The organism is Halalkalibacter oceani (genome assembly GCF_023715705.1).
Lineage (GTDB): Bacteria > Bacillota > Bacilli > Bacillales > Bacillaceae_D > Halalkalibacter > Halalkalibacter oceani_A.
Genome location: NZ_JAMBOS010000001.1, coordinates 330,720 through 351,335, shown reverse-complemented (window position 1 = coordinate 351,335; position 20,616 = coordinate 330,720). Strand labels below are relative to the sequence as shown.

17 protein-coding genes are annotated in these 20,616 nt (G+C 49.4%); all 17 read right to left on the bottom strand.

The features are described 5' to 3' along the window. Positions 1–58: 58 nt before the first annotated feature. Positions 59–781 carry an elongation factor P 5-aminopentanone reductase gene (ymfI, locus tag M3212_RS01785; protein ID WP_251192205.1) on the bottom strand — a complete coding sequence of 241 codons (723 nt, stop codon included), beginning with the start codon at positions 779–781 and terminating at the stop codon, positions 59–61. Continuing rightward, positions 778–2,076: an EF-P 5-aminopentanol modification-associated protein YfmH gene (gene yfmH / locus M3212_RS01780; RefSeq protein ID WP_251192204.1), complete on the bottom strand. Its 1,299-nt coding sequence runs from the start codon at positions 2,074–2,076 to the stop codon at positions 778–780. The genes ymfI and yfmH overlap by 4 nt, the downstream gene beginning before the upstream one ends. A 5-nt stretch (positions 2,077–2,081) precedes the next feature. Then, positions 2,082–3,362, bottom strand: a complete 1,281-nt coding sequence (gene yfmF, locus M3212_RS01775; RefSeq protein ID WP_251192203.1) for an EF-P 5-aminopentanol modification-associated protein YfmF — start codon at positions 3,360–3,362, stop codon at positions 2,082–2,084. 34 nt (positions 3,363–3,396) lie between these two features. Then, positions 3,397–4,122 (bottom strand): GntR family transcriptional regulator, encoded by a 726-nt coding sequence (locus M3212_RS01770; RefSeq protein ID WP_251192202.1) that lies wholly within the window; start codon positions 4,120–4,122, stop codon positions 3,397–3,399. Between the two features lie 103 nt (positions 4,123–4,225). Next, positions 4,226–6,544 carry a DNA translocase FtsK gene (locus tag M3212_RS01765; RefSeq protein WP_251192201.1) on the bottom strand — a complete coding sequence of 773 codons (2,319 nt, stop codon included), beginning with the start codon at positions 6,542–6,544 and terminating at the stop codon, positions 4,226–4,228. Positions 6,545–6,662: 118 nt separating this feature from the next. Next, the gene (locus M3212_RS01760; protein ID WP_251192200.1) at positions 6,663–6,884 is read right to left on the bottom strand and encodes a YlzJ-like family protein; all 222 of its coding nucleotides are present in this window, start codon (positions 6,882–6,884) and stop codon (positions 6,663–6,665) included. Then, the gene (locus tag M3212_RS01755) at positions 6,881–7,639 is read right to left on the bottom strand and encodes a ClpP family protease (protein WP_434084029.1); all 759 of its coding nucleotides are present in this window, start codon (positions 7,637–7,639) and stop codon (positions 6,881–6,883) included. The genes M3212_RS01760 and M3212_RS01755 overlap by 4 nt, the downstream gene beginning before the upstream one ends. A gap of 151 nt (positions 7,640–7,790) precedes the next feature. Next, positions 7,791–9,458, bottom strand: a complete 1,668-nt coding sequence (locus tag M3212_RS01750; protein ID WP_251192199.1) for a ribonuclease J — start codon at positions 9,456–9,458, stop codon at positions 7,791–7,793. A 647-nt stretch (positions 9,459–10,105) separates the two neighbouring features. Next, positions 10,106–10,969, bottom strand: a complete 864-nt coding sequence (dapA, locus tag M3212_RS01745) for a 4-hydroxy-tetrahydrodipicolinate synthase (RefSeq protein ID WP_251192198.1) — start codon at positions 10,967–10,969, stop codon at positions 10,106–10,108. A 37-nt stretch (positions 10,970–11,006) separates the two neighbouring features. Then, positions 11,007–12,227: an aspartate kinase gene (dapG, locus tag M3212_RS01740; protein ID WP_251192197.1), complete on the bottom strand. Its 1,221-nt coding sequence runs from the start codon at positions 12,225–12,227 to the stop codon at positions 11,007–11,009. 93 nt (positions 12,228–12,320) lie between these two features. Next, entirely contained in the window at positions 12,321–13,367 is a 1,047-nt protein-coding gene (gene asd, locus M3212_RS01735) for an aspartate-semialdehyde dehydrogenase (protein ID WP_251192196.1), read from the bottom strand. Between the two features lie 145 nt (positions 13,368–13,512). Continuing rightward, positions 13,513–14,106 carry a dipicolinate synthase subunit B gene (dpaB, locus tag M3212_RS01730; protein ID WP_251192195.1) on the bottom strand — a complete coding sequence of 198 codons (594 nt, stop codon included), beginning with the start codon at positions 14,104–14,106 and terminating at the stop codon, positions 13,513–13,515. A 141-nt stretch (positions 14,107–14,247) separates the two neighbouring features. Next, a complete protein-coding gene (dpaA, locus tag M3212_RS01725) occupies positions 14,248–15,120 on the bottom strand; it encodes a dipicolinic acid synthetase subunit A (RefSeq protein WP_251192194.1) in 873 nt (290 codons plus the stop codon). 549 nt (positions 15,121–15,669) lie between these two features. Then, entirely contained in the window at positions 15,670–15,909 is a 240-nt protein-coding gene (locus M3212_RS01720; RefSeq protein ID WP_251192193.1) for a YlmC/YmxH family sporulation protein, read from the bottom strand. 107 nt (positions 15,910–16,016) lie between these two features. Continuing rightward, positions 16,017–17,255: a M16 family metallopeptidase gene (locus tag M3212_RS01715; protein WP_251192192.1), complete on the bottom strand. Its 1,239-nt coding sequence runs from the start codon at positions 17,253–17,255 to the stop codon at positions 16,017–16,019. Between the two features lie 17 nt (positions 17,256–17,272). Then, positions 17,273–18,247, bottom strand: coding sequence for a polysaccharide deacetylase family protein (locus M3212_RS01710; RefSeq protein ID WP_251192248.1), 975 nt, complete (start codon positions 18,245–18,247; stop codon positions 17,273–17,275). Between the two features lie 211 nt (positions 18,248–18,458). After that, positions 18,459–20,573: a polyribonucleotide nucleotidyltransferase gene (gene pnp / locus M3212_RS01705; RefSeq protein WP_251192191.1), complete on the bottom strand. Its 2,115-nt coding sequence runs from the start codon at positions 20,571–20,573 to the stop codon at positions 18,459–18,461. Positions 20,574–20,616 lie beyond the last annotated feature (43 nt).

The window sequence follows — 20,616 nt, the reverse complement described above, 5'->3', positions numbered from 1 at the left end:
AATGTACTTCATTCTATATTTTTTCTAAGGGAGGGAAAAATTATGCATGAAAATGTTTTTAACAATGCCATGCCCCATTAACCGAAAGGATATGGCCATTTATGTAAGTCGCTCTGCCTGATGTTAAAAAGCTGACCGTCGCCGCAACCTCCTCCGGCTGGCCAAGCCGGTTTGCCGGAATATCCTCGATCAGGCTTTCGCGGTCGATCCCGTTCAGCATCTCCGTCTCAATTGCGCCGGGTGCGATGCCGTTAACCTGGATGCCGCTCGGCGCGACTTCCTTGGCGAGCCCTTTCACAAAGCCGTTTAACCCGCTTTTTGCCGCTGAATAGGCGACCTCACACGCTGCGCCTGTCTGGCCCCAAATCGAAGAGATCACGATGATGTTTCCCGCCTGCCTTGACAGCATCCCCGGCAGCAAAGCCTTCGTAATATGCATCGGATTCAGCAAATGAATGTTCATTACCTGCCCGATTTCGGCTTTTGTCATCTCGGTAAATAAGCCGGCATAACTCGTTCCGGCATTATGGATGATCGTATCAATCGCGGCATACGAAGGCAACGCGGAAAGCAACTGCTCATCTCCGTCTTCTCGGGTGAGGTCGGCGCAAAGATAAGTGACTTCCGCTCCGTTTTGCCGGCAAACCTCGCCGACGGCCTCGACCTTTTCGCTCCCGGTCGCATAATGCAAAAAAAGAGAGCAGCCTGGAGCAGCCAGCTCTCTTGCAATCGCTTGACCGATTCCCCCCGATGCTCCCGTAAGTAAAATCTGCTTTCTCATGACTGACTGTACCCTTCCGCCATCACCTGACAAACGGTAAAGCGCTCAAATTCAAAATGATCGGCCAGAACTTCCTGAAGCTCATCCACCGTTACGCTTTCCAAGACAGGAACGACATCAAATAAATTCATCTCATTAAACTGGTAACGCGTAAACTGATTGGCGATATATTCAGGTGAATTAAGTGATCGGAGGAAGGAGCCGATTTTTTTCTTCAGTACGCGGTCGACTTCCTCTTTCGCTAATGTCGTCTGCTTGAAACGCTCAATCATCTGCTGCAAGCGCTCAGCGAGTTTGTCCGGATGCTTTGTATCGCCGCCGATAATCGTAAAGCCAAAGCCCTGTTCAGCAGAATGATCAAAAGAAAACGAATCATCGATTAGCCCTTCTTCGAGCAACACCTGATAATTCTCCGAGCTTTGCCCGAACATGACATCAAGCAGCACAGAGACGGAAAGCTCGCGCTTTAGCAGCTCTTTCCCTTGACGGTCAGCTCCCTTTTCCTTAAAGCCGACTAGACATTTCGGCGTTTGCACCGGCATCGTGATGACATGCTTGCTACGCGCGACTGTCTCCGGCTCCGGCTCAAAATAGCGCTGAAGTTCGGTCAGCTCAGCAAATTCCTTACCTGCCTGGTTCGCTTTGACCTGCGCCATGATCGCCTCAGGGTCGACGGGACCAACAACGAACAGCAGCATATTGTTCGGATGGTAGAACGTTTCATAGCATGTGTAAAGCAAATCCTTTGTAATATTGGAAATCGATTCGATTGTACCGGCAATGTCGATCTTCACCGGATGGGTATGGAACATATTTTCAATCACGCCAAAGTAAGCACGCCAGTCGGGGTTATCATCATACATCGTAATTTCCTGATTGATGATCCCCTTTTCCTTCTCGACGCTTTCTTCCGTGAAATACGGATGCTGGACGAAATCAAGCAGCGTATCGAGGTTCTTTTCGACATTCGTCGTGCTTGAGAACAGGTAGGCTGTGCGGGTAAAGCTCGTGAAGGCATTAGCCGAGGCCCCCTGCTTGCTGAACTGCTGGAAAACATCACCATCTTCATCCTCGAACATTTTATGTTCCAGGAAGTGAGCAATCCCGTCAGGAACCTGAATCGCCTCTTCTTTTCCGAGCGGCAGGAAATGATTATCAACTGACCCGTACTTCGTCGTAAAGGTAGCGAACGTTTTATTAAAGCCTTCCTTCGGCAAAATGTAGACGCTTAACCCGTTTTCAAGCGTTTCATGGTAGAGCGTTTCCTCCAATTGTGAAAAATGCACAGGCTTCACAGCGCTCACTCCTTTCCTTTTAAAAAGTAAATCGTATCAAGCTTGATATGGTTGGCGACGCGAACAATATCCTCTTTCGTCACCGCATCGACTTGCTCAAGCCACTCTGACAACGTGCGCTTGCTGCCGCTGATCACCTGATGATAGAGCAGTTCAACATAGCCGCGCGCAACGTCAGCCGTCTCGAGAATTTGATTTTTCAGCATCGCCTTCGTCTGCTCGACTTCATCCGTGCTGAAAGCGCCCTGCTGCATCGCCGCAAATTGCTCTTTAATAATCTCGACAGCACGTTCGTATTTTGCAAACTCGATTCCGGACATGACCATCATGATCCCTTTATGGCTTTCAAGCCGTGAGGCGGCGTAATAAGCGAGGCTTTCCTTTTCGCGAACATTGATAAAAAGCTTTGAATGAGAAAAGCCGCCAAACAGACCGTTGCAAACTTGCAGCGCCACATAATCTTCGTCACTATAGGTGAGATAGGTGCGGAAGCCAATATGAAGCTTGCCCTGCTTGACGTCCTGCGCATCGTGAACGACACGAACCTCATCGACATCGGGGCTTTCGGTCGTCACTAATTGGTTCGCCGGCTTGTTTATCGCGATCAGCGGGGCAAACGCTTCTCTCACATCGGCGAGAGCCTGCTCTTCCTCAAACGAGCCAACGAGATAGAGGTCAAATTGATTCGTCCGGATCGCCTTGACATAATAGTCGTGCAACGACTCGGCTGTGATCGCCCGAACCTCTTCTGCCGTTCCGAAAGCGGTTAACGCAAACCGTTCGCCTTTACACATTTCTTCCGTGACACGCATGTTAGCATAGCGCATTTTATCGTCATAGACCGATTCGATCCGTTGAATGAGGGACCTCTTCTCCGTCTCCAGCACTGAATTGGCGAACGTGTCGCCCTCCAGGCGCGGGTTGAGCAGAATTTCAGCGAGCAAGGTCGTCGCCTGCTTTAACAATGGCGTTGAATCAGACAAGAACTGCTCATTGGCCACCTCGAGCCGAAGCGTAATAATGTGCTGCTCTCCTTTTTTCTGGACATCTGTCGTGAACAGCGCTCCGTACATATCATCTAACGTCTGACGGAGCTCCTTCCGCGAAGGCTTTGACGCGGTGCCGTTTTGCAGTACCTGGGGAAGCAGCGCCCGCAATGCGACCGTTTCCTGTTCAAGTGGTGCTTTCATCATCATGATTAATGAGGTTGTCTTATATTTATCCGTCGGGACTGTGTGGATCGTCATCTGATCACAGCTGTGAATCTTCTCTGTTAACGGCATCATCTACTCATCTCCTTTTTCACCCAGTCAGCTTAGGTTATGCTTTCACCCTTTTTCTTACAACATGAAACTTAAATTTGTCGGCACGAAAATAATTTAATGAATAGAGCAGTGGTTGTTCGAGCTGGTCGTAATGCATTTGCTTCAACAGCAGCAAAGAGGATTCCGGGTCACATTCTAAAATTTCCGAGACGTGCTCGTGATAGCCGATTGGCTCGATATAAGTAACGGCATGAGTAATCGTCCGGCCGATTTCTTCAAGAAAACGGAAAATTGACTTTGTTTCATGGATCGAATGATTTTCGACAAGCTGATTAGGTATCTGGTCCAGACAGTAGACAACCGGCGTTCCGTCCGCCGTACGAACCCGTTCAATTTCCATAATCTCATCGAGATCCTCCTGCGCGAATTTGCGCCGGTCCTCCTCCGTTGCCGGCTGAACCGACGAGGACAAAAAGATCGTTCCAGGCGTCATATTCGCCTGAATGATCATATCGGTTACACTGTACATTTCCTCGATTCCAGCCGTAAACAACGGCTTTGAATGAACAAATGTTCCGACCCCGTGACGACGAATGACAACGCCTTCCTCTTCAAGAATCCGCAACGCCTCCCGCAGCGTTGCCCGGCTGACACCAAGCTGTTTGGAGAGCTCAAACTCGGATGGCAGCTTTTCCCCTTCTTCGTACACCTTCTTATCAATATCCTCTTTGATGCGGTCAATGACTTGTAAATATAGAGGCCGTTGATCCGTTTTAATCATTCTCTCCACTCCTTTTCATTCTCTCTTGTCAAAGGGGCGGGGCGGCCGGCTTTTGCCTTAAGAACGGCCGTCGCTTAGCCGGTCTCCCTCAACCCTTATGTGTCTATGATGAATGAGATGCTTCGTCCACCTCTGTCTTCTCAACAAGAACTTCCCGGGGCTTGCTTCCTTCATACGGACCGACGATGCCTCTGACTTCCATTTCGTCAATTAAGCGGGCCGCCCTTGTATATCCGATCCGGAACCGGCGCTGCAGCATTGAAACAGAGGCGGTGTTCATTTCCGTCACGAGCTCAACAGCGGGCTGATACAGCTCATCTTCGACTTGTCCTTCCACCGCTTTCTCCTCAGTTGGCGTCATTTCCTCCTGGTATTGCGCTTTTTGCTGAGAAATGACAAAGTTGACGACATCTTCGACCTCCTGATCGGAGAGAAATGCCCCTTGCACCCGCTTCGGCTTCGTCGCTCCAACCGGCATATAGAGCATGTCCCCGCGGCCGAGCAGTTTTTCCGCCCCACCTGAATCGAGGATTGTTCTCGAATCGGTTTGCGAGGAAACACCGAAGGCAATACGCGACGGAATATTCGCTTTAATCACCCCGGTGATGACGTCGACGGATGGCCGTTGCGTCGCGATGATCATATGGATGCCGGCGGCGCGCGCCATTTGCGCGAGGCGGGCAATCGAATCTTCAACATCGCCTGAAGCAACCATCATCAAGTCAGCAAGCTCATCGACAATCACGACGATGTAAGGGAGCATCGGCTGCTTCGCTTCTTCGGCTTCATTATGGCGTCTGATCGTTTCGTTATAGCCCTCGATATTTCTCGTCCCCGTATGGGAAAACAAATCATAGCGCCGTTCCATCTCGGCGACAACTTTCTTCAACGCCTGAGATGCTTTTTTCGCTTCTGTGACAACAGGGGTGAGCAGATGGGGAATGCCATTGTAAACCGTCAGCTCAACCATCTTCGGATCGATCATCATCAGCTTCACTTCATGCGGCTTCGCTTTTAATAAAATGCTTGTAATAATGCCATTGATACAGACGCTTTTCCCGCTTCCGGTCGCCCCTGCCACAAGTAGATGGGGCATTTTGTTTAAATGAGCGAGAACCGGCTCCCCCGAAATATCCCGTCCGAGACCGACAGCGAGAACATTGCTTTCACGCTGTGATTCAGGCGAATCAAGAACTTCGCGCAGGGTGACAATCGCCACTTCCTGATTGGGCACTTCAATGCCGATCGCCGACTTGCCTGGAATCGGCGCTTCGATTCTGATATCCTTTGCCGCGAGGGCCAGAGCCAGATCATCAGCGAGGTTGACAATTTTGCTTACTTTGACGCCGATGCTCGGGTTGACCTCATACTTCGTCACGGCCGGACCGAGATGTACCTTTGACACGCGGGCTTTCACGCCGAAGCTTTCTAATGTCTGTTCGAGCTTGCGCGCGTTTTCAGTCAGCTGGCGTTTTTCCCCGGATTGACTCGGATTATCGGGCAGCTTGAGCAGCTCGAAGCCTGGAAGCTGATACGCTTCATTCGTCTCCTCGGCTGTGACGAGCGCTTCCTGTACAGGCTCGTCCACTGCTCTGCTCTCTTCTTTCTTTTGTTCCACCTTTTGCTTCACTTCTGCCGGCGGATACAGTTTTTGGGTGAAATCGACAATTTCCGGCTCACCCTCGGGCTCCTCCTCCGTTGGGGTGATGACATCAGCCTCATCTGGCAGCGGCCGCTTTTTCTTTTTTTGCTCCTGGTTTTTCCGCTCTTCTTCCAGCTTTTCCTTCGTCCGCTCCTTCATCTGCTTTAGTTCAGCGCCGAATGAGCGAAAGCTGTCGCTTAAGAAAAGATAGCTGCGGCGGAACATTTTGCCGATCAGCTCCGAAAGCGACCGGCCGGTGATCAGAATTAAGCCGATCATAAACAGGACAAAGCATAAAAAATAAGTCCCTGCTTCGGCGAATAAAAAGTAGCTCATCGCAAAGGCCAATGAGCCGACCATTCCACCGCCCAAATCAGCCGGGGGGATCTCCCCTCTCATTTCCATCCAAAACAGATTCCACGTATTGCGAATGACCGACGTGTCTTGAAACCCTTCCTGACCGGCAAGCTGATTGAATAAACCAACATGGCTGAACAAGGCCATGGAAAGAAGAATCACATAGGCACCTGTCATTCGCCGTGTAAACAGCTTAGGCTGCTGACGCTTGACCATAATGTAGATGGAAATAGCCAATAAACCGAAGGCGAGCACGGCGAACCATTCCCCGAGAAAAAAACGGAATAATCGCACAAAGGTTTCGCCGACTGTTCCAAGGCGTGCTAATGTAACGACAGCAATGACAAGCAATCCGAGACCGATGAGCTCAAATGTTAGCTGGGATTTCCACTCGGTTTTTCTTTTTTTCTTTCGTCTTGCCATACGTTTCACCCTTTACTTCAATCACAATTTCCATTCAATACTTAAGAAGCAGCCTGCTGGCTGCTTCGACCATTCTTGGATGAAGTTAATTATAGCATAGACTATGCCTGTCTACATGCTAAAATTGCGGTTTTGCCTGGATGACTGTTCCGGGTGTATATTTTTCATTTAAATAATGCATTGGATCACCGCTCAGCAGCCGTACAATCCGGTATTCGGAGGCATTAAGCTGTTCGACGATCAGCTGACCGGCTTCACATGAAATCACTTGCTGGGACTTGTAACTTTGCTCCTCTTCCGGAAAAATGAATTCTGGTGGAACCATTGTATAGAGAATCATTGGATGACCTCATCCTTTCCGCCGGCCTGCTTCTGCCGATAATCATCAATCAGGCTGTTCAGCTTGCCGAGCGCCTGGCCGATTCCGCCAACTTCATTGATAAGGCCATATTTCACCGCATCCGTTCCGATCACATTCGTCCCGATATCCCTCGTCAAATTGCCTTTTGAAAGCATCAGCTCTTTAAATTTTTCTTCTGTAATCTGGGAGTGCTTCGTCACAAAGCTGATTACCCGCTCTTGCATCTTGTCCAAATACTCAAATGATTGTGGAACCCCGATCACTAATCCGGTCAGCCTTACCGGATGAATCGTCATCGTCGCCGTTTCAGCAATAAAGGAGTAGTCGGCTGCCACAGCAATCGGGACGCCGATTGAATGACCTCCTCCAAGCACCAGGGTAACAGAGGGCTTTGACATCGAGGCGACCATTTCAGAAATCGCCAGCCCGGCTTCCACATCCCCGCCGACCGTATTTAAAATCAGCAGCAACCCTTCAATTTTCGGGTTTTGCTCAATCGCGACAAGCTGGGGGATGAGATGCTCGTACTTCGTCGTTTTATTTTGAGGCGGGAGCTGCATATGTCCTTCAATTTGCCCGACGACCGTCATGCAGTGAATGTTCGATTGCGCCATATCAGGCACGTTCGTCTGACCTAACTCCTGAATCTTGTCCAAAATTCCCGATCCCTTCTCCTCTTTCGGAGCAGGTTGATTCGGCTGTGGCTGTTCGGCATAAGGTTGTTCCATTGTCATCGACCACACGCCTCCTTTCATCATCCTTCTTTTGCTAGTATGAACTTGTTTTTATCGTTTCATCCATCCTCCCTAAAACAAAGAAGAGATGCCGCAGCAGGTCTTTTACAACCTGATGCGGCATCTCTGAAATGGCGGTCATAGACCGCGCTTAAACTTCCATAATAATCGGCAGAATCATCGGCCGTCTTTTCGTTTTTTCAAACAGGAAGCGGCTTAATCCTTCACGGACATTGCTCTTCAGTGAAGACCATTCATTGACCTGTTCACTGACACATTTCTTCAAAATGACTTCCACAAGTGTATTCGCTTCTTCAAGCAGTTTTTCCGACTCACGCACATAGACAAAGCCGCGCGATATAATGTTCGGACCAGCAACAAATTCGCCTGTTTTCTTGTTTAACGTTACGACGACGACCAGAATACCGTCCTTTGACAATAAGCGGCGATCACGCAGGACAATGTTTCCGACATCGCCGACACCGAGACCATCGATTAATACGTTGCCGGATGGCACCTTGCCACTTTTGCGTGCCTGATTGTTCGTAAACTCAACGACCTCTCCTTTATCAACGAGGAAAATCGCTTCAGGCTTGATTCCGACTTGCAAAGCCAGCTTACGGTGGGCGTGCTGCATGCGAAATTCGCCGTGGATCGGGACAAAATATTTTGGCCGCATCAAGTTGAGCATCAATTTAAGCTCTTCTTGACTCCCGTGCCCCGAAGCGTGCACCTTGGCTTGTCCATAGACAACTTCCGCCCCGATTCGATGAAGCTGATCAATAATTCCCGAGACCGACTTTTCATTTCCCGGAATCGCCGATGCAGCGATGATGACCGTATCATGATTGGTGATTGTAATTTGTCGGTGAGCTCCTTTTGCCATCCGCGTTAGCGCCGACATCGGCTCTCCCTGACTTCCGGTCGTAATAATCACAAGCTGCTCGTCCCGGTATTTGCCAATTTCATCAATATCAATAAAAAGATCCTTTGGTGCTTCAAGATAGCCGAGCTTTGAGGCGATCGTGATGACGCGCACCATGCTTTTTCCGACAACCGCAAGCTTTCGTTTTGCTGCAATCGAGGCCTGGATCACCTGCTGAATCCGGTGGACATTCGAAGCGAATGTCGTGACGATGATTCGGCCTTCCGTCTTTTCGAATACTTCGGCGATCCCTTGTCCGACCTCAGTTTCGGACTTCGTCAGGCCGGGACGCTCTGCGTTCGTACTGTCAGAAAGCAGGCAAAGGACACCGCGCTGACCAAGGGCAGCCATCTTCCCGATATCGGCCTGCTTGCCGTCCACCGGGGTTTGATCAAATTTGAAGTCGCCGGTATGGACGACTGCTCCCTGCGAGGTTTCAATGGTAACCCCGACAGAATCTGGAATACTGTGATTTGTTCGGAAAAAAGAGACAGGGGTCGAACCAATTTTCAGGCGGCTGTTTGAATCAATCAACCGCAGCGTTGTTTGACGGAAAATCCCTGCTTCTTTCAGTTTCTCTTCAACTAGGCCAAGGGTAAGCTTCGTTCCATAAACCGGAACATTGATTTTCTTTAACACATATGATAAACCACCGATATGGTCCTCGTGACCATGGGTAAGAATGATTCCCCGTACACGTTCTTCATGCTCAACAAGATAGGATACATCAGGAATCACGATGTCGACTCCGAGCATATCATCATCCGGAAACATTAAACCGGCGTCGACGACGATGATGTCCTCATTCACCTCTACCACGTACATGTTTTTGCCGATTTCACCTACTCCACCGAGGGCAAATACACGCACTTTTTCATTATTTTCTTTTGACAATGGACGTTCCTCCTACTTTCATCAATCTCTATGTTGCTTTTTATCCGTTCTATCATCCTTGGCATAGATGATCTTCTATTCGTTTAAAATGGCAGAGCTGTCCCACTTACAGGAACAATGCCGCGTGACGCTTCAACCGTTGCCCACCTGAACAGGCCAACGGCTTTCTCCATGACGTCATAAAAAGGTGTCCCACCGGCAACTCCGGTCTTACTTGGGAACCTCGCTTAGTATGTGGAGCCGCCGCAAGATCGTCAAAGCCTGCTAACTGGCTTCTCCATTGCAGGTGGACAGCGCGCCCATCATCATTGCCCCGCTTTCGACACAGCCCCATTCTTTATCCGAACAAATCATTGCTTTCAGTATACCTTATTTATAATTTGAAACACAAGCTGAACTTCCTCATCTGTCAATATTACCTAAAGATATCCAATTTTTGAGATGAAACGACATCTCTCGCAGTCCGACTGAATCATCGCCAGAGTAAGAGCCTGTTGCTCACCTTTCTGTGAGCCCTAGATGATCTTTCCGCTTTTCTCCGAATCCGTTTTCACGTCTCTTAAATCGAATAAAAGCCTGCTTCAAAAGGACAGGTATACCTCCTTTTGAAACAGGCCTGGTTGCCTTCTGAAAGCTTTGGGCACCCTTCAGATTAATACGGCATCGATCGCTTTTTTCTGCTGTTCATCAAGCGGAACGAGCGGCAAGCGTACGCTGCCGACTTCAATTCCCTTGGCCTCAAGCGCATATTTGACGCACGTCGGGTTCGGCGCGGAAAACATCGCCTGCATCGTCGGCAATAGTCGGCGATGGAGCGCTGCCGCCTCGCTGACGTTTCCATCTAAAAAATGAGCGATCATCGTCTGCATCTCCGCCCCGATAATATGGGAAGCGACGGATACAACACCCCTCGCCCCGATCGCCATCGCCGGCAGCGTGTTACCATCATCCCCCGTATAGAGAATGAAGTCATCTGCCGTTTCGGTGATCAGCTTTGCCATATGTTCGAGGTCCCCGCTCGATTCTTTTACCGCTGTTATATTTTTTATGTTCGATAAGGCGATCACCGTTTCAGCCTCCATATGGAGGGCTGTGCGCCCGGGAACGTTGTAAAGCATAACCGGCAATGTCGTACGCGAAGCAATCGTTCTAAAATGCTCATACAGACCTTTTTGCGACGGCTTGTTGTAATAAGGCGTGACAAGCATGATGCCATCAACACCGAGCGCCGCCGCTTTTTCCGTTAGCTCCACAGATCCCTTTGTATCGTTGCTTCCCGTACCGGCGATCACCGGCACCCGCTTTTTCACATAATCCACACAATGCTGAAAAAGCTCAAGCTTCTCCGAAGGCGATAACGTTGGTGATTCTCCCGTCGTCCCGGCCACCACCAATGCATCCGTCCCGTTAGCAAGTAAATGATCGATCAGCTCCTCCAGCCGCTTAAGGTGAAGAGCCCCTTTTTCGTCAAAGGGCGTCACCATCGCTGTATACACATGACCAAACTCCATTTCTCCCAGCTCCTTCTTTAGGGAATTCTCCGACGTGTTATCCTTGCTGTTGCCCTAATTGATCAAGATGAAACATATGATGGAGTGCATTAACAGCTTTACTCATATCCTCTTCCTTCACGAGAACCCAAATCGTCGTATGAGAATCAGCTGATTGGAGAATTTGGATATTTTGCTGGGATAGAGCGCTAACGATTTTCGCCGTCACCCCCGGCACCCCTGTCATTCCTGCTCCGACCGCCGAAACTTTGGCGCAATGTCGGTTGACTTCCGGCTCAAAACCAAGGTCATTCAGTACTGCAATCGCTTTGTCGGCAACCTCTTCCATCACCGTGTAGACGACTGCGTTAGGATTGATATTAATAAAATCAACGCTGATTTTTTGCTGGGCCATCGCCTTGAAAACTTTCTCCTGCAGGTCGTATTGCCCTTCTTTCGCCGTGACTTTAATCTGCGTCACGTTGGCGACGTGGGCGATACCCGTGATCAGCCGTTCATGAACATCCTTCGTCTGCCCCGCTTCCATTGTCACCAATGTGCCGCGGCTGTCTGAATACGTTGAGCGGATATGAATCGGCAGCTTCGCCTGCATGGCGATTTCGACCGCGCGCGGATGAATGACTTTCGCGCCTTGATAAGCCATATTGCAAATCTCATTATAGGTCATCGTATCAAGAGGACGCGCCTCCTTGACAATTCGCGGATCCGCGGTCATGACGCCTTCGACATCGGTGAAGATATCGACCCATTCAGCCTGGAGAGCAGCCCCGAGCGCCGTTGCCGACGTGTCGCTGCCTCCCCGACCGAGCGTCGTAATTTCACCCGTTGCGGATTGGCCTTGAAAGCCGGCAACGACGACAACATCGTGGGTCGCCAACTCTTCCTTGACCCTATCACAGCTCATTTCGATAATTTTCGCCTGGGTAAAATCATCGTTTGTGCGAAAGCCGGCCTGCGCCCCTGTCAATGCGACAGCGGACAGACTCTGCTCATTAAGTAAATTAGAAAAGACCACTGCTGAAATAATCTCACCACTTGAGACGAGCAAATCCTGCTCACGCTTCGTCAGCTGCTTCGGCTCAATTAAGCCGAGTAACGTGTCAGTTGCGTAAGGTTCGCCGAGACGTCCCATCGCCGAGACGACAACGACCACCTTGTAGCCTTCCTTGACCGTCTTTTTGACATGTGCAGCTGCCTGCTGTCTGCTTTCGTGATTACGTACGGATGTACCACCGAATTTCTGTACAATAATTTTCATCGGACACCTTCTTTTTCTCCACACAGATTAAAAGGGTGCTCCACCCCTGTCTCCTGATCGGAGAAGGAGGGAGCTGATCCGCCTGTTAGGCGTTTATGACAGTAGACCTAACTTTACGAGGCTTTCCGCAATTTGTACGGAATTCCACGCCGCTCCCTTTAATAAGTTGTCGGACACAATCCACATATGATACCCGTTGTCGCGATTCAGATCATGACGAATCCGGCCGACGAACACGTCATTTTTGCCGACGCATTCTGAAGCGAGCGGATAGACCTGGTTAGCCGGATCATCCTGCAATGTGATGCCAGGCGCTTGCGCAAGCAGGTCTTTCAGCTCCTGGACGGACGCTCCGCCTTGCTCTGTCTCAATGTAAACAGATTCAGAATGACCTGTTTCAACAGGGAGACGCACGCATGTCGCGGCGACTTCAAGGTTGGCCATATGCATGATTTTCTTCGTTTCATTTATCATTTTCATTTCTTCAAATGTATAGCCGTTATCCTGGAATAAATCGATCTGCGGCACCGCGTTAAATGCAATCTGATAATGCTTTTTATCGCCGCTGACCGGCAGGATTTGCGGGGTGAATTCCTTCCCGTCAAGGATATCCCTAGTTTGCTGCTTCATTTCTTCAATCGCTTCAAGTCCCGCTCCGGATACTGCCTGATACGTGGAGACGATGACTTTTTTCAGTCCGTATTTTTCCCGGATCGGTTCAAGTGCGACAACCATTTGAATCGTTGAGCAGTTCGGATTGGCGATGATGCCGTTATGATCCTTTAGATCCGCTTCGTTGACTTCCGGTACGACAAGCGGTACAGTCGGATCCATCCGGAATGCACTCGTGTTGTCAACGACAATCGCCCCGCGCTTAACAGCTTCCGGCGCCAGCGCTTTGGAGACAGAGCCGCCCGCACTGAACAAGGCGACCTGCACCCCTTCAAACGCTTCAGGCGTTGCCTCTTCCACTGTATATTCTTCCCCTTTAAAGGTTACTTTCTTTCCTGCAGACCGTTTTGATGATAAAAGCTTTAAGCTCGCAATTGGAAATTGACGCTCCTCTAATGTTTTGAGCATTTGTTGTCCGACTGCGCCCGTTGCTCCTACAACGGCCACGTGATAATTCGCTGTTGTCATGATTCTCGTAATCTCCCTTCCAAATTCTCTACAGTTTAAGTGTTAACGATGAGTGGCTGGATTGATTATACCATATCCTGACCTGTTCGTTTCCTCTATTAAACTTTAAGGGAAATATTTCTTTTGTGCAACCGCGCCTATCGGGTTAATCCCTGAATTTTTCCACGAGGACTGGCTGAATTTGCTTGCCAGCTATAGCAGCCTCCACAGTGTCCACTAATGCTTCCATTCTGGCGACTAACGAGTTTGGCTTTTTGACCGGGTCATCCTGACCAAATGGAATGAAGTAAATGTTTTTCGTCGCCATCAGCTTCATCACGTTGACCCCGTTCAAGCCGAGCGCATCGTTGGTTGAAATACCGAGCACAACCGGACTGCCGGTACGCAGTGTGGCTTTCGCTCCCATTAAAACAGGCGAATCTGTCAACGCGTTGGCCAACTTGCTCGTTGAATTGCCGGTGATCGGTGCGATGACCATACAGTCAAGCGGTGTCGCCGGGCCAAAAGGCTCCGCCTTGACGATCGAATCAACAATCGGCTCGCTTGTAATTTCCTGAATCCGCTTCAGCCAATCGGCGCTGTCGCCAAACTTTGTATCCGTTGTTTGCACCGTATAGGAGACAAACGGCGTCACCTTCGCTCCGAGCTGAACCAACTTCTCCATTTCCGGCATGACCGCGTCATAGGTGCAGTGAGATCCCGTCAACCCAAAGCCGATATGTTTTCCTTTTAAGCTCATTCCTTCTCCTCCTCTATGAAGTTAAGAAAGCCGCGCAGCCGATCCCTTTGAAGCGACGTACGAAGCGGGCGCGGCCTTTTCTCAAATCCACGCGAAAAATTCTTTCCCTGTTTAAAACCGTGCCTGTGAAAATTGCCCTTCTTATTCTTCGAGCAGGACGGTCAGCACGTCAGCGAGAATTTGCCCGGCCGTTTTTGGGGCGACAATGCCAGGCAGCCCCGGTGCCAGCAATGCTTTCATTCCTCTTTTTTCGGCATAGCGAAAATCTGTGCCCCCGGGTTTACTTGCCAGATCAATGATTAAAGCATGCAGGGGCATCTCAGCCAGCACATTGGCCGTCAGTACGAGAGCTGGTATTGTATTTATACAAAGGTCAACATTGCGCAGCGCTTTTCCGATGTCCTCGATATAAAACGGTTTCAACCCCATTTCGGTAATCCGGGCGATATCCCGCGATTCCCGCGCTCCGACAGAGACCTTTGCTCCGAGGGCGTCAAACGTTCTGGCAACCGTCATCCCAATCCGACCGAGGCCGAGAACCGCCACTTCTGCACCGTGAATCGTAATCTCCATATGCTGAATTGCCATCATGATCGCGCCTTCGGCTGTAGGAATTGAATTATAAATAGCTATATCATCCCGGTCCATCAGGAGCACAAGTTCGCGCTTTGCCTCGTTAACACAGCTGTCGAGTCTGCTGTTTGTAATCCCTGAATAAACGACGCAATGATCAGGGGTTTCTTTCAATTGCTCTCCGGTCAGTTCAATCGTTTCATCTGAAAAAATCGTATCCACTTTGCCTTCCATGCTCATTCCGCTGATCGGCAGAAAAATCGCATCGACTGTACTCCAATCGACTTCATTGATCGTCTGCTTTGAGGCACCGATAAAACCGTCATTAAGCTGATCGAAGCCAACAAGCGTAATTTTGGCATCCAAGGCCGACAGCTTGCGGATAATCTCCAGCTGCCGGGCATCCCCGCCGATCACGACGATATGTTTGTCTGTTAGCATGTGCTCTTGTTCTCCTTTCTGCGACTCCCTTCCCTTTAGACCCCATTCGAACATTCAACCATAGTTTATGTGGTACGGCGGGGAAGGGTGAATATCTTTATGGCTGAAAGAACGTGCATCCCCGGCTGTGGCAAGGCTTGCGACGGCTTCGCGGCTCCCGCCCCATTTTCAAAAGATAAAAATACAAGTCAGGCTGCACTTTCCCCTTCTTTCCAGCACAAAAAGAGCCTGTCCAAAAAGGAGATGCTTCCTTTTCAGACAAGCTTGAGTCGTTTACACTGTTAGGATTGAATAGAGATGGTGTGTCAAATGGCAATGGACCCGTTGACACACCGGTGAAAGTCTCCGACCGGGCAGCAAATAAAGCCACCCTCACTTAAGAAGTTGCTAAAAAAATACGATTTTCACTTTTTCAGCAGCTTTTTCGTAATGAGCGTAGCCGTTGCCTGATTTTAAAAGCCTTGCTTCGAGTGGGTTTCTCGAAGCAACGCGCGGAGCCATTACTCTTCTTCGAGTTACGAAAAAGGAAGTTTTTCAGCGGCCTCTTGCTTAATACTCCTCTAAATCAATGATAATCATATCCTCGCCGATCTTTTTAATTTGCTGCCAATGCACCGTGACTTCGCGGTCCTTCTTACCCAGGCCGAACCATTTCATCGTCGGGATAATAAAGGCTTCGATTTCCCCCGTCTGTTCATTAATGAGTAAATCGGTCTGCCCTAAGATGCCAAGGCGCTCTCCTTTTTGGTAGTCAATGATTTCCTTACTGCTTATCTCACTTAATCGCATGCGACGCCCTCCCCTCGTACAGCTTTTTTACATAGGTATGTGGCAATTCGTAAAAAAAGAAGGGGCTGTGCCAAAATTTTGACACAACCCCTTCCTAGCTCTCCAGCCTATTGAAGATTGGCCGGCAGCGTTCCTGTGCTGTTAATTAAAGAAATTGACGGTTTCGCCTGCAGAATTTGTTCGGCGAGGGAATTAACCTGGCTGACTGTTACCCCGTTAATTTCTTCAAGCATATCATCGAGCGTACGATGCTTACGCAGCAGCAGCTCATTTTTGCCGTTGCGGCTCATGCGGCTGTTCGTGCTTTCAAGGCTCAGCATCAGACTGCCCTTCAGCTGTTCCTTGCCATTTTGCAATTCTTTTTCCGACATCCCCTCTTCGGCAAGCTGACCCGTCGTCTCAAGCAGGGCCGAAGTCAGATCCTCAAGCTGTTGATGAGCGGTTCCGGCGTAGACCGTCAGCATGCCACTGTCCTGATAAGAGGAATGATAAGAAAAGACGGAATAGCAAAGCCCGCGCTTCTCCCGTATCTCCTGAAACAGTCGGCTGCTCATGCTGCCGCCAAGCAGGTTGTTTAACAAAACGAGAGCATAAATATCGCTGTTGCCGACGGCCAGACCCGGATAGCCCAGACAGAGATGAGCTTGTTCCGTTTCTTTTTTGCGGACGATTGTTTCAGAAAAGAAGGCAGGTGCCTCAAGCTTGAACGAGCCCGTTGAAGGCTTTACTTTCGAAAACACGCTCTTTAATTGTTCAATTACCTCAGCTGTCACATTGCCGGCAATCGACACGACGACATTGCTCCCTGTGTAAAAGCGGTCAATATAATCACGCAGCGTATCACTGGTGAACGTTTGCAGCGTCTCGACCGTTCCTAAAATCGGCAGGCCGAGCGGGTGCTTCCCGTAGCTCGCTTCACTTAACAAGTCATGGACGATATCATCCGGGGTGTCATCGACCATTTTGATTTCTTCAAACACGACATTTTTTTCTTTCTTCAGCTCTTCTTCATCAAAAACCGAGTTGAAAAACATATCAGCGAGAATATCAACCGCATAACCGGCGTGTTCGTCGAGAACCTTTGCATAGTAGCACGTATATTCCTTTGAGGTGAAGGCATTCACCTGTCCGCCAATCCGGTCGAATGATTCGGCGATTTCCGCCGCGCTGCGGAAGGTCGTCCCTTTAAAAAACATATGCTCAAGGAAATGCGAGATGCCGTTTTCCTGCTTTTGTTCAAAACGAGAGCCTGTGCCGATCCAGATTCCGATCGAGATGGAACGGACAGTCGGAATTTGCTCTGCTAAAATGCGCACACCATTATCTAGTTCAATTCTGTTTATCAATCTTCATCCCCCTATATCTACTCAAGCGGTGTTTGTAAGGTCACCCGTTTTTCGGAAAGCAATTCAGAGACAGGACCAATGCGGTAGCCCTCGGCCTGAATGCCTTTAATCAACGCCTCCAGGCCGGCCGCGGTCGGCTCGGTCGGATGCATAAGAATCATCGCCCCATTATGGAGCTTTGAAAGAACACGGTTCACCATTTCATTTGGATCAGGCTTGCGCCAATCAACTGTATCGACAGACCACAGAATCGTTTTCATTCCATGTTTGGCCGCCTGCTCGACGACTGTCTGATTGTAGCTGCCGCTTGGCGGAGCGAACCATTCCGGCGTCAAATCAAGCGTCGCCTCTATCACTTCATTCGTCCTGCTTATTTCTTCCTCAATTCTTGCAACGGTTAATGTACTCATATCCGGATGAGAGTAGGCGTGATTGCCAATCTCATGTCCCTCTTCCACCAGCATCATCGCCAAGCTTGGATTCTTCTTGACCCATGAACCGTCGAGAAAAAAGGTCGTCTTCAGATCATACTTCTTTAACACTTTGACGATTTCCGGCAAATATTCATTCCCCCATGCCACATTGACTAAAAATGTGATCATCGGTTTTTGCTCGTTTCCTCTATAAATACCGGCTGGCGGTAAATCTTCTAAATGGACGCTTGGACTCGTTTCACGGAAGATTAGTCTTTCTTCGGCAAAGCTTCCCAGCTTCTTCATCTTATCAAATGAGGCGTCAATATCCACTTCACGTCCGTTATAGCCTGGTACGGCCTTCCACACTCTATCAATTCGCGCATCAATCGCCGCTTCTTTGTATTCCTCTGCCCGGGCAGCAATTTCTTCATAGAGGGGATCCTGCTGCTTTATGACCATTTGGCTGTCATCTTTCAATTCTCCAATATAGTGAAGCGAAAATGGGTTTTGGACGGCGCCGACTGATAGCACAACTATGAAAAAGAAGACACAAATATGAACGAGCTTTTTCTTCATCACTACAGCCCTCCTCTCATGCCAGTTTATGCATGAGTCGGACAGGTTAGAAGAAATTTATGTAAGATAAGTACTGTTGCAGGCGCTCCAGCTTTTAATGCCTAGGGGGCGCATCAAAAAGGAATCATTTCCCCTTTGATACACCCCCCGAAGCCATCGCCGGCACGATCGGGAGATTATGAAACCTCCTCTTCACAGCCAGCCTCAACCATTATTTTTGCGCTTGTTCCTGGCGCTCTTTCTCTTCCTTTAAAATGACCTTCCGTGACAGATTCACGCGGCCCTGGTTGTCGATTTCCGTGACGCGAACGAGAATTTCGTCGCCGATCTTCACCACATCTTCGACTTTGTTCACCCGCTCTTCCGCCAGCTGGGAAATATGGACGAGTCCGTCCTTCCCTTTAAAGAGCTCGACGAACGCACCGAACTTTTCAATCCGTTTTACTTTTCCAAGATATGTTTGCCCGACTTCCACTTCGCGGACAATATCCTCGATAATCGCGCGGGCCTTTTCGTTCATCTTCATATCAATCGAAGAAATATAGACGGTTCCGTCCTGCTCGATATCGATTTTCACGCCGGTTTCTTCAATAATTTTATTAATAATCTTACCACTTGGTCCAATGACATCGCGAATCTTGTCAGGGTTGATACGCATCGTCATAATCTTAGGAGCGTATTCAGACAGCTCCTTACGAGATTCCGCAATCGCTTCAAGCATATTATCGAGAATAATCATCCGGCCGCGCTTCGCCTGGGCAAGCGCTTCTTCTAAAATGTCGCGGTTAATACCGGCAATTTTTATATCCATTTGTAAGGCGGTTACCCCGTCTCGGGTTCCGGCCACTTTAAAGTCCATATCGCCGAGCGCATCTTCCATTCCCTGAATATCGGTTAGCACGGATACATGCTCACCTTGCTTGACAAGCCCCATCGCGATACCAGCAACCGGCGCTTTAATCGGCACACCGGCATCCATCATTGCCAGTGTACTCGCACAAATACTGGCCTGGGACGTTGATCCGTTTGACTCTAACACTTCAGAGACGAGACGGACGGTGTACGGAAATTCATTTTCATTCGGAATGACCGGCTCCAACGCCCGTTCTCCAAGGGCGCCATGTCCGATTTCCCGGCGACCCGGGGCGCGAATCGGACCAGTCTCCCCGACACTGAACTGCGGGAAATTGTAGTGATGCATGAAACGCTTCGATTCTTCGATTCCCAATCCGTCAAGAATTTGTACGTCACCTAATGCGCCTAATGTACAAATGCTGAGCGCCTGAGTTTGGCCGCGTGTGAACAGACCAGAACCGTGCGTCCGCGGCAGTAAGTGAACCTGTGAAGCCAGTGGACGAATTTCATCGACTTTTCGGCCGTCCGGGCGGATCTTTTCGACCGTAATTAAACGGCGGACCTCTTCTTTGACGATTTTATTCAACACTTCTTCAACGTCGCTCTTCTCGACGTCTTCGCGATCTTCAAATACCACAAGCGTTTCTTTCATTATCGCGTCAATCGCTTCAGCGCGCGCGTGCTTTTCGGCAACTTGAACCGCTTCCTTCAGCTTCGCTTCCGCCAGCTGACGAACCTCCTGATCAAGTTCAGCATCGACCTGCTTCAGCTTGATCTCGGATTTCTCCTTACCAACTGCCGCGATGATCTCTTCCTGGAAGGCGATAAGTTTCTTGATTTCCTCGTGTCCGTACATGATCGCTTCAAGCATCACTTCTTCGGGCACTTCATCGGCACCTGCTTCAACCATATTGATGGCGTCCTTCGTTCCTGCGACGACAAGATTGATATCGCTTTTATCAAGCTGCTCAGTCGTTGGGTTAATAACGAAATCTCCATCAAGACGTCCAACCGTCACGCCGGCAATCGGTCCTTCGAACGGAATATCAGAAATCGATAATGCCAATGATGAGCCGACCATTGCCGCCATTTCAGACGAACAATTTTGATCAACACTCATGACGATGCTGATTACCTGCACCTCATTACGGAAGCCGTCGGGAAATAACGGACGAATCGGCCGGTCGATTAGACGGCTCGCCAAAATCGCCTTTTCACTCGGGCGTCCTTCACGTTTAATAAAGCCTCCCGGAATTTTTCCGGCTGCGTACAAGCGTTCTTCATAATTCACTGTCAGCGGAAAGAACGGAAGGTCCTTTGGTTCCTTTGAAGCTGTCGCCGTTGACAACACGGCTGTATCACCATATCTGATAAGAACGGCGCCGTTTGCCTGCTTGGCTAGCTGACCCGTTTCTACTGTCAGCTCGCGACCAGCCCAATCCATTTTAAACTCGTGTTTCGTTTGTTCCATTACGCGTACTCCTCTCGTACACCAATATTCATTCATCTATCAT